The sequence below is a fragment of the Actinoplanes sp. NPDC051346 genome (genome assembly GCF_040682215.1).
GTDB lineage: Bacteria > Actinomycetota > Actinomycetes > Mycobacteriales > Micromonosporaceae > Actinoplanes.
In genome coordinates this window covers 579050-592570 of sequence record NZ_JBFBAJ010000002.1, presented here as the reverse complement: position 1 = coordinate 592570, position 13521 = coordinate 579050, and the positions used below count along the sequence as shown (strand labels likewise).

The window sequence follows — 13521 nt, the reverse complement described above, 5'->3', positions numbered from 1 at the left end:
CGGCCCGGCGGTGTCCGCCGGGCCGTTCGGGATGGACGTTACGCGGGGACGGCGGCGAGGAGGATCTTGCCGTCCTGGCGGGTGCAGCTGCCCCAGCCGTTGGAGGTGGTGACCTTCAGGACGTAGGCGCGCTGCGGGTCGAGCGCGGTGTAGGTCTTGGCCAGCTTCGCCGTGGTCCATCCGGCCTGGGTGGTGGTGACCGTGCTGATCACCTTGTTGTCGACGAGGCGGACCAGCTGCAGCTGGGTCGTGATCGCGATCGTGGGCTTCTTCAGATCATCGCCACGGGCACCGCCGCCGGCCGCGACGAGGTAGCCCTTCCACTGCGGGACGGACATCTCGAAGGTCGCCCGGGTCCGGTCCGCGCCGCGGTAGGCGCGGGCCTTGGTGACGATGCTCGGGCTCAGCGACTTCTCGATGACGCTGACCTGAGCGCCCTGGCCGAGGCTGTCCTCCGCCCGTACCGTGATCTTGTAGGTGGCGCACTTGTTCGGGGTGGCGACGGTGGCGTAGTGCCGGCCGTTGATCAGCGCCTGGGTGGCGGGGACCAGAACGTTGGCGACCGTGGTGGCGCCGTCGGTGACTTTGACGCGGTAGCGGCTGGCGGAGGCGGTCGGCTTCCAGGACACGTCGGTCTGGCCGGCGTTGGTCGCGGAGCGGACCTGCTGCACGCCCATCGGGACACCCGGCACCTTCGCTTCGGCGGCCGAGGCCGACTGAGGGACGGCCAGGACAGCGCCGGCCAGGGCCACACCCAGGGTGGCGATAAGGCGCGACAGCTTCATTGTGTTTCTCCCGTTCGTGTTTCGCTCTGACGAAAACCACGATGGCCGCCGAACGTCAACGTCGACTCAAGTCGGACTCTGCCTTCGCGCAGCGTCACCTTCCGCTAGGCGGAACAGCGCTCACCACCCCGCCGAACATCACTGCGAGTATCGGAACGGAAGCGAGCCGTCAGTAGTGCGACGGAGGAGGAACCATGACGACCATCGACCGCAACCGGCCTGCTTGGCATCGGCCTCGCGCTGATGCTCGGCGTCGGCCTGCGCGTCACCGCCGGCGCCGCCGCCGTGATGATGGCCCTGATGGGGGGTCTGGGCCGGTGGTGGGCGCGACTGCCGTTCGTGCGCAAGCACCGCTGGCTCATCTGAGTCCGGCCGCCCGGCCGGGCGGCCTCACCCGCGTAGCGCCAACAACTCGGCCAGCAGGGCCGCGCGGGCGCAGCAGGCCTCTTCTTGCACGAACCAGATCACCACGCGGTCGGGATCGGTGGGATGCTCCTCGATGCCGAATTCGTCCCAGCCGGCGACGTTGCTCGTACCGTCCAGGATGCTGATCATGGCATTGAGGTGATGGCTGGGCAGTCCCTGATGCGTCAGCCCGCGGATGATGAGCTGCCAGGCGGCGTCGACCTCGGGATCGTCCGGCCGCCGAGCCCGGGCGAGCGCCATGATCCGCCCGTCCTGCCCGGTGTCCTCGGCGGACCCGCGCTTCTTCATCAGGAGACCGCGAGGTAGATGTCGGCGCCGTCAGCGTGGTGGATTTCCAGGTCGGTGGTGAAGGTCCGGGCGGGGGTGACGCCGGCGTCGGTGTGGCGCCAGACGCCACGCCAGGCTTCGATGAGCGCCTGGGGCATGGGGCCGCGGGCGGGCACCAGCAGGCACCGGGCGGCCGGCACCCGGACGGTGGTCATTGCGTCGGGTACGGCGGTGGAGTCGGTCACCGCCACGCCGACGATCTGGGTGTAGGCGCCGTGGTGGTCGGACTCGTAGTCGGTGAGTACCGCGTACATGCGGTCGTCGGCGCGGCCCGGCACGCCGGCGAAGGCATCGGGAGCGGTGGCGCGCTGCCACAATCCCGGCAGCTGGCCACGGGCCGGGTCGGCTTCGGCGGCGTTGTCGGTGCGTACGGCGTAGCCGGCGACGAGCAGTTCGGGGCGGTCGACGAGGGTCATGGGTTCTCCTTGAAGAGGTGGACATTGGTGGTCAGCCACCCGTCCGCGCTGGCACGCCCGCCGGGCATGGTCAGGTCGGCGAGGCTGACCCGGTCGAGGACGTCGAGATAGGCCGCCTCGGCTCGGCGCATCAGCGCGGCGACGGCACAGGGCGTGCGGCACTGGTCGGGGTCGGCGGCGCACGGGCCGCGTTGGCGGATCTCGGTGCAGACGAACAGCGCGTCCGCGAGCCCGGTGGCGCGCACGATCCGGCCGACCGAGACGTCCTGCGGCGCGGTGTGGAGTCGGTAGCCACCGCGGCGACCGGGGACCGACCGCACCACCCCGGCGGCCGCGAGATCCTGCATCACCTTGGCCAGGTAGGCCGCCGGGAGGTCGAACAGCTGCGCCAGGCGCGGCGCGGGCAGCAGCTCATCCTCGGCGAGCTGGGCCAGCACCAGGCAGACGTGGATCGCCCACTCCACGCTCTGCGGCAGCCGTCCAGACCTCATACCCAGACATTAACAGTCCGCGTTTCCCCACTTTGATCGCCACAGTATTGATCCGAAGACCGCCGAGGCTCCGTACTGCCTGGGAGAGAACCAGGTGTTTGCGGAAGGACGGTCGCGTTCGTGGCGTCGGAGTACTCGACTGAACCCGCGCAGTATCGACGGCCGGGGGGAATGCCGCGCCAACGTGTCGCGTATGTCCAGCCTCGCGGCGACGAAGAGCCCGCGTTCCGGCCAAACATGTATGAAACAGACTGGTCGCCGCGCCGGCGCCGAAAGGGTCGGCGTCGAGCCGGACGGCAAGGCCGCACCGTGTCCATCCTGATAGCGATGAGTGCTGTCTCGGCCGCCGTGGCCGGGGTCGTCGCCATCAACGGCACCGAACAGCCGACCACGACGCCGGTCACCATCGGCGGCGCGCTTCAGCAGAGATCGAGCGCCCCGCCGGCCGCCTCGCGAGGTAGGGTGCGCGTCTCCCCGGCGCCGGCCGCGCCGTCGGTGTCAGCCGCGGTTCCCGCCCCTTCGGCGACGGCGGCCCGGCCACCGCAACCGGTGGCGGGCCTCAATCAGGCACAGATGAACAATGCCGCGGTGATCGTGCGGGTCGCTCAGGAGCGTGGTCTTCCCCGCCGGGCGATGCTGGTGGCCATGATGACCGGGATGCAGGAGTCCAGCCTGCGTAACCTGGCCAACCCGTCCGTCCCGGCTTCCCTCGACCGGCCGAATGAGGGAGCCGGCGACGACTTCGATTCGCTCGGCGTCTTCCAGCAGCGTCCGAGTCAGGGCTGGGGCACTGTGGCGCAGCTGATGAACCCGCGTTACGCCGCAAACGCCTTTTACGAGCGGCTGCTCAAGACATCCGACTGGGAGTCCGAGAGTCTGGGTGACGCGGCGCAGGCCGTGCAACGGTCGGCAATTCCAGGCGCCTACGCCAAGCACGAGAAACGAGCCACCCAGGTCGTCGACGCGTTGTTGTGAGCCGACACACGTGAGTCGATGAACCGCGGTAACCCTTTGCTCGCGGTAGTCCCTACGCGGCGATGAACGGGCCAACGGCCATAGGTACAGTTGCGCACCGGTCAGGCAATGTCCTGCGCAAGGCGGCCAGGACCAGCGTGAGCAGAGGAGCAAGGGTGCGCGAACTTTCTGTCCCGCCGATCGTCACCATCGCGGACACGGCCAACCTCACCGGTCCGGTGTGGGACAACGCGGAGAGCGCCCCCGACGCGGTCCAGTTCATCCGGTCCTCGGTGACGATGGCCGACACGGGTGGGCCGCGCAGCGAAGTGACCTGCCGTGAGTTCCGCGACGAGGTGGTCGCCGTCGCCAGGGGGCTGATCGCCGCGGGTGTGCAGCCCGGCGAGCGGGTCGCGCTGATGAGCCGTACCCGGTACGAATGGACTCTGCTGGACTACGCGATCTGGGCGGTCGGCGCGGTCACCGTGCCGGTCTACGAAACCTCCAGCGCCGAACAGACCGCGTGGATCCTGGCCGACTCGGGCGCGGTGGCCTGTGTGCTGGAGACCGGCGCGCACGCGTCTGTCGTGGCCGGCGTACGGGACAAGCTGCCTGATTTGCGGAACATCTGGCAGATCGACCTCGGCGGGGTGGGCGAGCTGGTCCGGGCCGGCGCGGCGGTCGACCCGGCGGAGGTGGAGCGGCGCCGCGCGGCCGTGCGCGCCGACGACCTCGCCACCTTCATCTACACCAGCGGCACCACCGGGCGCCCCAAGGGCTGCATGCTCACCCACCGCAACCTGCACGTCGACGCCGCCAACGCGGTGGCCGCGCTGCCGAACATGTTCGGACCCGGCTCCTCGACCCTGCTCTTCCTGCCGCTGGCGCACTCCTTCGCCCGGCTCATCCAGACCGGCGTGGTGCAGATCCGGGCTCGCACGGGCTACTGCCCGGACACCACGAAACTGGTTGCCGAGCTGCAGGAGTTTCGTCCCACGTTCGTACTCTCGGTGCCCCGGGTGTTCGAGAAGGTCTACAACGCGGCCCGGCAGAAGGCGGAAGCCGACGGCAAGGGCAAGATCTTCGCCCGTGCCGAGCAGGTGGCGGTCGCGTACAGCGAGGCGCTGGAGACGACGGCCGGGCCGGGCTTCGTGCTGCGGGCGCAACACGCCCTCTTCGACCGGCTGGTCTATCGCAAACTGCGGGCGGCCCTGGGCGGGCGCTGCCGCGACGCCATCTCCGGTGGCGCGCCGCTCGGCGCCCGGCTGGGCCACTTCTTCCGCGGCATCGGGGTCACCATCTGCGAGGGGTACGGCCTGACCGAAACGTCTCCCGCCGCCGCGGCGAACCGGCCCGGCGGCATCAGGATCGGCACCGTCGGCCAGCCCCTGCCGGGTGTGACCGTACGCATCGACGACGACGGCGAAGTGCTGATCGCCGGCGACCTGGTCTTCCAGGGCTACTGGGGCAACGAGACGGCGACCGCCGAGGCGCTCACCGCCGACGGCTGGTTCCGCACCGGTGACCTCGGCAAGCTCGACGACGACGGGTACCTGCACATCACCGGCCGGAAGAAGGAGCTCATCGTGACGGCCGGCGGCAAGAACGTCGCCCCGGCCGTGCTGGAGGATCTGGTCCGGGTCCACCCGCTGGTCAGCCAGTGCGTGGTGGTCGGCGACCGGCAGCCCTTCATCGCCGCGTTGGTCACCCTCGACGAGGAGGCTCTGCCGAAGTGGCTGGCCGAGGCGGGCCTGCCGACGGAAGCCGGCGTGGAGCAGGTGCGGGACAACGAGGGGCTACGGGCGCAGATCCAGAGCGCGATCGACGCCGCCAACCAGGCCGTCTCCAAGGCCGAGGCGATCAAGGCGTTCCGCATCCTGCCCCGTGACTTCACCGAGGCGACCGGGGAGATCACCCCGTCGCTCAAGGTCAAGCGGCAGGTCGTGCACCAGATGTACGCCGCGGAGATCGCCGACATCTACCGATGATGAGTACGGTGCCAAACGGTTGCTGCACCAGAATGGCATCAGTGCGGCAACCGGGCGCGGAACCCTGGGCCGGTACACAGGACAGGTGAATCCTCTCCGCGCGTTCCGGCGTGTGCCGGCGCACCGCCGCTTCCTGGCGGGTGGAGGGCTTGCCGTCGTCGCCACGATGCCGCTGACGGGTTCGGCCGTGTACGCGGTGATGGCCCCCCTGGCGCTGGCGTCGATGACGGCGATGGTGCTGGGAATCCGGTGGCACCGGCCCCGGTGGGCGCTGCCGTGGTATTTCACGGTCGCCACGGTCGCCGCCGCCCTGCTCGGCAACCTCCTGCACGCGGTGGACGCCGGCACCGGTCGCCTGGAGTGGGCGGCGTTGCTGTTGTCGCACGTGCGGGGACCGCTGCTCGCGCTCGGCATGGCCTGCTGGGTACGCCAGGGCCTGCGCCGCGCCGGCACGATCGACGTCGCCATCGTGGCGTTGGGCGCGGCGATGTGGTGGTGGAGCCTGATCATCGAGCCGCTGCTGTTCGCCGGTCACTACCACGGATGGCAGCTGACCAGTGCGCTCGCGCTGACCACCGGCGATCTGCTGGTCCTGGTGCTGACGGTACGGGTGGCGCTGGTGAGCCGCATCCGTACGCGCGCGTACGCCCTGCTGACCGCCGGCTCCGCCGGAGTGGTCCTGGCCGGCATCGTGCGCTGGATCGAACGCGCCGACGGCGGGACGGGCAACTCCACGATTTCGGTGCTGGGGTGGACGGCCGCGCTGGTCCTGGTGGGCGCCGCGGCGTTGCACCCGTCGATGGCGCACACCGCCGGGCAGGTGCCGGCCAAACCGGCCTCGGTGTCGCCGGTACGGCTGAGCCTGTACGTGCTGCTGATCCTCAGCACCGGGGCCCTGGCCGCGTACACGCTCACCACGACGTTGCGCGACCACGGCGCGGTGTCCGTTCCGCAGGTCGCCGTGCCGGTCGTTCTGCTCTGTGGCATCGCCACGTTGCTGGTGTTCCGGTTGAGCCTGGTGGCGACCCTGCTCGGGCGCCGGGTCCGCCGGGATCCGTTGACCGGCCTGGGAACCCTGACCCTGCTGCGGGAGCAGCTCGAGACGGGACGCCCCGCCAATGGCGTCGCACTGCTGCTGATCGACCTCGACGGCTTCCGCGCCCTCAATGACAGCTTCGGCCACCAGGCTGGCGACGACCTGCTGCGGGAGGCCGCCACCCGGCTGCGCGCCAGCACCGGCTCGGCGCAGTTGATGCGCCTGGCCGGCGACGAGTTCGCCGTCCTGCTCCACGCCGACGCCGCCGGTGGCATGCGGGTCGCCGAACGGACGCTGCGGTCGCTCGGCACGCCGTACCCGGTGCCCGGCGGGGAAGTCCACCTCAGCGCCAGCATCGGCCTGCGCGCCTGGGATGGCCGGGTCAACGCCGGCGAGGTCCTGCGCGAGGCCGACGTGGCGCTGGACGCGGCCCGGTCCGCCGGCGGCAACCAGATCGTCGTCTACGACGCCGAGCTGCACGCCGACCGGCTGGCGCACACCCGCATGGTCGCCGAGCTGCGCCGCGCGCTGGCCGACGGCGAGTTCACCATGTACTACCAGCCGATCGTCGACCTGCCCACCGGGCGGGTCGCCGCAACGGAGGCGCTGCTGCGCTGGATCCGCCCCGACGGCACCTTCGTCTCCCCGGCCCAGTTCATCCCCCTGGCCGAACAGAGCGGCGCCATCGTGCCCATCGGCGACTGGGTCCTGCGTCAGGTCTGCACCGACCTGGCCGGCTGGTACGCCGAGCACGGCGTACCCTGCACGGTCAACGTCTCCGCCCAGCAGCTGCGCGACCCCGCTTTCGCCACCCGGGTGCTGGAGCTGGTGGCCCAGGCGGGCCTGCCGGGCCGGGCGCTGATCATCGAGATCACGGAGACGGCGCTGATCACCTCCGTCACCGACGCCGCCACCGCCATCGCTCAACTGGAGAGTCTGCGCGAGCAGGGCATCCGCATCGCCATCGACGACTTCGGCAGCGGCTACTCCTCGCTGTCCTACCTACGCCAACTGCCGGTCGACATCCTCAAGATGGACGGCTCGTTCACCACCGGCCAGATCGAGACCGGCGACCCCCGCGACATCGCCTTCATCCGTGCCATCCTGCAACTGGCCAGCAGCCTCGGGCTGCACACCATCGCCGAGGCCGTGGAGACCGGCACGCAGGCGCAACGTCTGCACGCCCTGGGCTGCGACCTCGCCCAGGGCTACCACTTCCACCGACCCGCCCCCGTCGCCACCCTGCACACCGTCCTGAACGACCCCGCCCGACGTGCCGACGGTGTCGTCGGCTCGCCCGCGACGGCCGGCTTGTAAACGGTCAGAGGAGATCGTCGTCCAGCTCCGCCAGCAGGGTGTCGCCGCTGGCGAGCAGGTCCAGCCACGGTCCCGTACGCGGCAGCTCATGGTCGAAGAAATACGTCGCCGCCAGGCGCTTGCCGTCGTAGAACGCGCCCCGCTTGCCGTGGGCGGCGATCGCCTGTTCCAGCCACATCCAGGCGACGACGATGTGCCCGGCGGCGTCCAGGTAGGCGGTCGCGTTCGCCAGCGCGGACCGGGGATCGCCCGAGGCCCACAGCGTCCGCGTCACGTCGGCCAGGCGCGCCCGGGCCGCATCGAGGGCGCGGGCCAGGCCCGACAGCTCCCGGGGAGCCCGCGCCGTCGTCTCGCCCATCGTGCGCAGCAGCAGCGACAGACCCGCGCCGCCGTCCATGGTGACCTTGCGTCCGAGCAGGTCCAGCGCCTGGATGCCGTCGGTGCCCTCGTGGATCGGGTTGAGCCGGTTGTCGCGGTAGAACTGCTCGACGGGGTATTCCCGGGTGTAGCCGTATCCGCCGTGCACCTGGATCGCGTAGTCGTTGGCCTTGAGGCACCACTGCGACGGCCACGCCTTCACGATGGGGGTCAGCACGTCCAGCAGCAGTGGGGCGTCCGGGGAGTCATCGTCGAGCAGCTTGGCGGCGTACAGGATGAGGGCGAGACCCCCTTCCACGTAGGTCTTGGACGCCAGGAGCATCCGGCGTACGTCCGGATGCCGCACGATCGGCACCGGCGGCGCCGTCGGGTCCTTGTCTCCCGGCGGCCGGCCCTGGACGCGTTCCCGCGCGTACGCCAGGGCGTGCAGATATCCGGTGTAACCGAGCGCGACCGCGCCGGCCCCGACGCCGATCCGCGCCTCGTTCATCATGTGGAACATGTACGCGAGCCCGCGGCCCTCCTCGCCGACCAGGTAGCCGACCGCGCCCGCGGCACCGAGCGGCCCGTGGGTCCCGTCCCCGAACGACAGCACGGCGTTGGTGGTGCCCCGGAAGCCCATCTTGTGGTTCAGTCCGACGAGCACGACGTCGTTGCGCTCACCCGGCGCACCGTCGGGCCCGAGCAGATGCTTCGGGACGATGAACAGCGACAGCCCCTTGACCCCGGCCGGCGCGCCGACGACCCGGGCCAGCACCAGGTGCACGATCGTCTCGCTGAGCTCGTGGTCGCCCCCGGAGATCCACATCTTGCTGCCGTGCAGCCGGTAGGTCCCGTCGCCCACGGGCATGGCCCGGGTCGTCACGTCGCTCAGCGACGACCCCGCCTGCGGCTCCGACAGGCACATCGTGCCGGTGAACCGACCCTCGACCATCGGCCGGACGAAGGCGTCGACATGCTCTTTCTTCGCGTACGCCAGCAGCAGGTTCACGGTCGCCATGGTGAGCATCGGGTACGCCGACGTCGCGATGTTCGCGGCCTGGAACCACGCGAAGCAGGAACGTGTGACGACGTGCGGCAGTCGCAGGCCGCCGAACTCCTCGTCCAACGCGCCGCCGAGCAGCCCCGAATCGTGGAACGCCCGCAGGGCCGACTCGACCTCGGGGATGACCGTGACGCGTTCGCCGTCGAAGGTCGGCTCCTGCAGGTCGCCCTTGCGGTTGTGGCTGGCGAACTCGCGCTCGGCGATGCGCGCCGACAGCTCGAGGACGGCGTCGAAGGTCTCCCGGGAGTGCTCGGCGAACCGGGAACGCTTGGTCAGCGCCTCGACATCGAGCCACTCATAGAGAAGAAACTCGAGGTCACGCGCCGAGAGAATCCGGGACATCCGTTGAGCTTAACTAGAACCAATGGGAATCCCCGCGCCCGGCGGCGTCGAGCCATCGCTGATACCAGGCCAGGAAATCCGGGTCCGGGGAGAAGGCCGGGGCCTGGGAGGCCCAGGACGTGTAGGCGACCCGGCCGCGCCCGGCACCCGTGACCACCAGCACCGCCATGTCGCCGCAGCCGAGATGGGCCAGCGCGATCGCGCCCGGAAACCACTCCCGGTCGTCGTCGTCCGACAGGCCTACCTCGCTCAACCAGTCAGCGCCGTATTCCCGCCCCGGAGCCACCGGGAACGGCGTGGTGAGCACCCTGTCGTGGGTGTCCTCGACCAGTGCCTCATCCCAGCGATCAAGCGGGAGCAGCCCGTAGAACGGTCCCGCACCGCCGTAGCGGCCCGGACCGCCATGGCCGACCCCCGTCACGAACGCCCGGTACTCGGCCGGCAGGACGATGCCGTGGCGACGCTCGAAGCCGGCTACCTCGGACTCGGTCAGCGTCGGACCGAGCAGCCCCCGGTGTGCCCGAGCACCGAAAATGCCCGGCTGGTCCAGCGCGGCAAGGCTGTTCCTGACGCGTTGCAGCCGCTCCAGTAACGCCGTCGGCTGCTCCATCCTCATGCCTCCCCCGCTATGTGTGACCACCCCATCCTGCCCGCAGGCCCGCACCGGGTGCACAATTGGGCCCGGACGCTGGGGAGGTGGTCACGTGGCGGGGGCGGCAATGCTGGACCACCTTCAGCTCGGTGATCACATTTGCGCGTTCGTCAACGGCACCGACGACGGGCTCGACCTGATGGCGCGAGCAGTCACGGCCGGCCTGGACGCCGGTGAGAAGGTGCTGGTGTTCACCGAACCGCTGCCGCCCGCCGCGGCGCTGGCCGGCCTGGAGGCGCGTGGCGTCGCGGTGGCTCCCGCCCAGCGGGCCGGGCAGGTGCGGGCGCTGCCATCTCACGAGGCGTACCAGCCGGATGGCCGATTTGAACCAGCCCGCATGTTGGACTCCCTTACCGGGTATATCGAGCAGGCCGCCGCAGATGGTTACCCGGGGCTGCGGCTGGTCGGCGACATGCCGTGGGCGCTGGGCGAGCCGGCCGTAGTCGATCGGCTGGTCGCGTACGAGGCGCAGGTCAACCGGTTGTTCATGGAGGGGTGCGCGGTGGGGATCTGCCTCTACGACCTGCGTGCCTTCGGCCGCGGGCTGCTCCAAGAGGTGGCATGTGCGCACCCGACGACGCTCACCGCGAACGCTGAGCCTGAGGCTGTGCCGCTGTTGCGCATCCGTCGCACCAGTGACCCGTACGGGCTGCGGTTGATCGGCGAGGCCGACCTCAGCAACGAAGCCGCCCTGGCCGCGGCGTTGGACGCCGTGCTGGACCAGCGGCCCGACCCGGCCGCTCCGATCGTCATCGATGTCGAGGGCCTGCGGTTCGCCGACGCCAACACCGCCGCGCTGCTGGTCCGGCTCGCGCTGCGGGCACCCGGCGGGGTGCACGTCAGCGGATGCCACGCGACAGTCGCAAGGGCCATGGACCGCCTTGGCGTCACACAGCTGTCCCAGCTGCGCCTGACGGGGTTGGTCGCATGAGTGGCGCCACGGTGGAACAGTTCGTGCATCCGGCGCTGCTGTACCGCGACGACGAGGAGTACCTGGCCGGCACCGTGCCGTACATCCTCGATGGGTTGGCCGCCGGCGAACCGGTCGCGGTTGCCGTCCCCGGCCCCAACCTCACCCTGATCCGCGACGCCCTGGGCGCGGACGCCGAGCGGGTGCTGCTGCGCGACATGACGGTGGTCGGCCGCAATCCAGGCCGGATCATCCCCACCGTCCTGCTGGCCTTCGCCAACGCCCACCCCGATCAGCGGGTTCGGCTGATCGGCGAACCGATCTGGGCCGGCCGCAGCGCCACCGAGTACCCCGCGTGCGCCCAGCACGAGGCGCTGATCAACGCGGCGTTCACCGACCGCGCGGCCACGATCCTGTGCCCCTACAACACCGAACTGCTCGACCCGGCGTGGATCGAGGACGCGTACCGGACGCACCCGGTCATGCTCGACGCCGCCAGCCGCTTCGACAGTGCCTTCTACGACGACCCCGTCACCGTCGCCGCCAGCTTCAACCAGCCGCTGCCCGACCCGCCCGCCGACGCGGCCACCATCGCCATCGACTTCTTCACGCTGCGGGCCGTCCGTCGCTTCGTCGTCGAGTACGCCGACCGGGCCGGTCTGGCACCCGAGCGGGTCGCGGATCTCGCCCTCGCGGTCAACGAGCTGGCCAGCAACACCGTCAAATACGGCGGCGGCACCGGCGAACTCGCCGTCTGGGCCCAGGACGGTCATCTGGTCTGCCAACTGACCGACAGCGGCCACCTCAGCGATCCCCTCGCCGGACGCATCCCGGTGCCGGCCAACGCCCTCAACGGCGGTCGAGGACTGCTGCTGGTCCACCAGCTCTGCGACCTCGTCCGCATCCACACCACACCCGCCGGCACCACCATCCGCGCCCACCTGCACCACTGACTCAGGGCGACGCCCCCACGAGCAGCTCGTCGTAGGGAAGACTGGCGCGCATGGCTGATCTGAGCGACCCGAAGTCCGCACTGCACCATTACCTCCAGACGACCCGGGAAGATCTCATCTGGAAGCTCGACGGACTGAGCGAACGCGAGGCCAGACTGCCCCGCACCGCGACCGGCAACAACCTGCTGGGAGTCCTCAAGCACTGCCTCAACGTCGAAGCCGGCTACTTCGGGCCCACCTTCGGGCGCCAGTTCCCGACCCCCGAAGAGCTGGTCCCCATGCGGGCATACGACGAGGACCCGCAGGCGGACTGGTACGCGCGGGAGGACGAGACCAAAGACGAGCTGATCGACCTCTACCGTCGTGTCGGGGCCTTCGCGGACGAAACAATCAACCAGCTACCGCTCGACGCGCCGGGGCGGGTGCCGTGGTGGGGGCCGAAGGGAGACGTAACCCTGCAAAGGATCATCGTCCACGTGATCAGCGACGTCGCCCGTCACGCCGGCCACGCCGACATCATGCGCGAGCAGCACGACGGAGCGATCGGCTGGCAGCGGGAGAACACCAACATCCCCGACGACCAGGACTGGCCGGCGTACGTCGCCAAGCTGACCAAACTCGCCGACCGGTTCGGATAGCCGCCCCGCTCCGACAGTAGGCTCGCCGGACGCGTCACCTCAGCCGGCGGTTCGCTGTCGGCGCCTCGGGCGGTTGCCGCGTATCACGGGACGAGGATGGACGGACTGACCCCTGTCTTCGTGGCGATCTGAACGAGCGCCGCATGGATGCCATGGGTCGCGGCCGGGCCGGCCGGCTTGTACATCTCGGGCAGGTGCTGCTTGTAGAACCCCGACAGTTCGGTGAGGAATGTCCGGTAGTCCTTGCCCGGCGTCGCGAAGTAGGCGTCGTCGAACTTCGTCATCAACAGCGCGGTGAGGTTGAAGTCCCGGTCGGGAAGCGCGTCGCGCAACTGCTTCAGCTTGACGGTTCGGGCCTCCAGCGGCGCGTAGCGGGCGCCGCGGTGCAGCCCGCTGGGGATCGCGACGGTGATCATTTCGTCGCCGCTCGCGAAGGCGTTCCTCAGCTCGGGGTATCGGGTCCGAAGCCGTGCCTCGACGACGTGGTGGGACTCGAAGATGAAGTCGGCCGCCGACTGCTCGATCTCGACGACCAGCTGGCGAGTGATCGTATTGCCCTGAGCGGGTCCCATGAACGTGGTCAGCCACACCTTGCCGGCCCGGTTCAGGTCACGGATCTGGTCCTGCACGTCGGTGTGTTTGCCGGTGATCAGCACGAGCTCGTCGGTCCGCTTGGCGAGGCTGTGGCCGACCACGTCGAGCAGGTGGAAGACCCGGTCCTTCGGGAACGCGTCGGAGATGTGCTGGACGACCACCGCCAGCCGGGTGCCTCTGCGGCCGGCCCGGCGGCGCATCAGCTGCGCGATCTTCTCGAACCGCGCGATGATCTTGGACTTGGTGGCCGTGCTCAGCGTCATCGGGAG

General features: G+C 70.1%; 14 protein-coding genes. 7 read left to right on the top strand and 7 right to left on the bottom strand.

Going from position 1 to position 13521, the window contains the following annotated elements:
* Positions 1-38: 38 nt before the first annotated feature.
* Positions 39-785, bottom strand: coding sequence for a hypothetical protein (locus tag AB0M36_RS06945; RefSeq protein WP_364153580.1), 747 nt, complete (start codon positions 783-785; stop codon positions 39-41).
* Between the two features lie 243 nt (positions 786-1028).
* On the opposite strand from AB0M36_RS06945, the gene AB0M36_RS06940 reads away from it, so the two are divergent.
* Positions 1029-1151 carry a hypothetical protein gene (locus AB0M36_RS06940; protein WP_364153577.1) on the top strand — a complete coding sequence of 41 codons (123 nt, stop codon included), beginning with the start codon at positions 1029-1031 and terminating at the stop codon, positions 1149-1151.
* A 24-nt stretch (positions 1152-1175) separates the two neighbouring features.
* Here the strand turns inward: AB0M36_RS06940 and AB0M36_RS06935 are convergent, their stop codons facing one another.
* Genes AB0M36_RS06935 through AB0M36_RS06925 form a run of 3 tightly spaced genes read right to left on the bottom strand, consistent with a single transcriptional unit; the run spans position 1176 to position 2445 of the window.
* Positions 1176-1499 (bottom strand): hypothetical protein, encoded by a 324-nt coding sequence (locus AB0M36_RS06935; protein WP_364153574.1) that lies wholly within the window; start codon positions 1497-1499, stop codon positions 1176-1178.
* On the bottom strand, positions 1499-1954 hold the full coding sequence (locus AB0M36_RS06930; RefSeq protein ID WP_364153571.1) for an effector binding domain-containing protein: 456 nt from the start codon (positions 1952-1954) through the stop codon (positions 1499-1501). The genes AB0M36_RS06935 and AB0M36_RS06930 overlap by 1 nt, the downstream gene beginning before the upstream one ends.
* Positions 1951-2445, bottom strand: coding sequence for an Rrf2 family transcriptional regulator (locus AB0M36_RS06925; protein ID WP_364153569.1), 495 nt, complete (start codon positions 2443-2445; stop codon positions 1951-1953). Before AB0M36_RS06925 ends, AB0M36_RS06930 begins: the two co-directional genes overlap by 4 nt.
* A gap of 327 nt (positions 2446-2772) precedes the next feature.
* On the opposite strand from AB0M36_RS06925, the gene AB0M36_RS06920 reads away from it, so the two are divergent.
* The 3 genes from AB0M36_RS06920 (at position 2773) to AB0M36_RS06910 (ending at position 7740) form a co-directional block, all read left to right on the top strand.
* Positions 2773-3420: a hypothetical protein gene (locus AB0M36_RS06920; RefSeq protein WP_364153567.1), complete on the top strand. Its 648-nt coding sequence runs from the start codon at positions 2773-2775 to the stop codon at positions 3418-3420.
* A 155-nt stretch (positions 3421-3575) separates the two neighbouring features.
* Positions 3576-5387 (top strand): AMP-dependent synthetase/ligase, encoded by a 1812-nt coding sequence (locus AB0M36_RS06915; protein ID WP_364153564.1) that lies wholly within the window; start codon positions 3576-3578, stop codon positions 5385-5387.
* Positions 5388-5472: 85 nt separating this feature from the next.
* Positions 5473-7740 carry a bifunctional diguanylate cyclase/phosphodiesterase gene (locus AB0M36_RS06910; RefSeq protein WP_364153561.1) on the top strand — a complete coding sequence of 756 codons (2268 nt, stop codon included), beginning with the start codon at positions 5473-5475 and terminating at the stop codon, positions 7738-7740.
* Between the two features lie 4 nt (positions 7741-7744).
* On the opposite strand, the gene AB0M36_RS06905 is transcribed toward AB0M36_RS06910, so the two are convergent.
* Entirely contained in the window at positions 7745-9505 is a 1761-nt protein-coding gene (locus AB0M36_RS06905; protein ID WP_364153558.1) for an acyl-CoA dehydrogenase, read from the bottom strand.
* 13 nt (positions 9506-9518) lie between these two features.
* Positions 9519-10115, bottom strand: coding sequence for an SMI1/KNR4 family protein (locus tag AB0M36_RS06900; protein WP_364153556.1), 597 nt, complete (start codon positions 10113-10115; stop codon positions 9519-9521).
* 94 nt (positions 10116-10209) lie between these two features.
* Here AB0M36_RS06900 and AB0M36_RS06895 point away from each other — a divergent pair, with 94 nt between their 5' ends.
* From AB0M36_RS06895 to AB0M36_RS06885, 3 genes are read left to right on the top strand one after another with little or no spacing between them, the layout of a single operon-like run.
* Positions 10210-11088: an MEDS domain-containing protein gene (locus AB0M36_RS06895; protein WP_364153553.1), complete on the top strand. Its 879-nt coding sequence runs from the start codon at positions 10210-10212 to the stop codon at positions 11086-11088.
* Positions 11085-12020, top strand: a complete 936-nt coding sequence (locus AB0M36_RS06890; RefSeq protein WP_364153550.1) for a sensor histidine kinase — start codon at positions 11085-11087, stop codon at positions 12018-12020. The genes AB0M36_RS06895 and AB0M36_RS06890 overlap by 4 nt, the downstream gene beginning before the upstream one ends.
* A 50-nt stretch (positions 12021-12070) precedes the next feature.
* Positions 12071-12658, top strand: coding sequence for a DinB family protein (locus tag AB0M36_RS06885; RefSeq protein ID WP_364153548.1), 588 nt, complete (start codon positions 12071-12073; stop codon positions 12656-12658).
* An 83-nt stretch (positions 12659-12741) separates the two neighbouring features.
* Here the strand turns inward: AB0M36_RS06885 and AB0M36_RS06880 are convergent, their stop codons facing one another.
* Positions 12742-13515, bottom strand: coding sequence for a hypothetical protein (locus tag AB0M36_RS06880; RefSeq protein WP_364153546.1), 774 nt, complete (start codon positions 13513-13515; stop codon positions 12742-12744).
* Between the last annotated feature and the right edge of the window lie 6 nt (positions 13516-13521).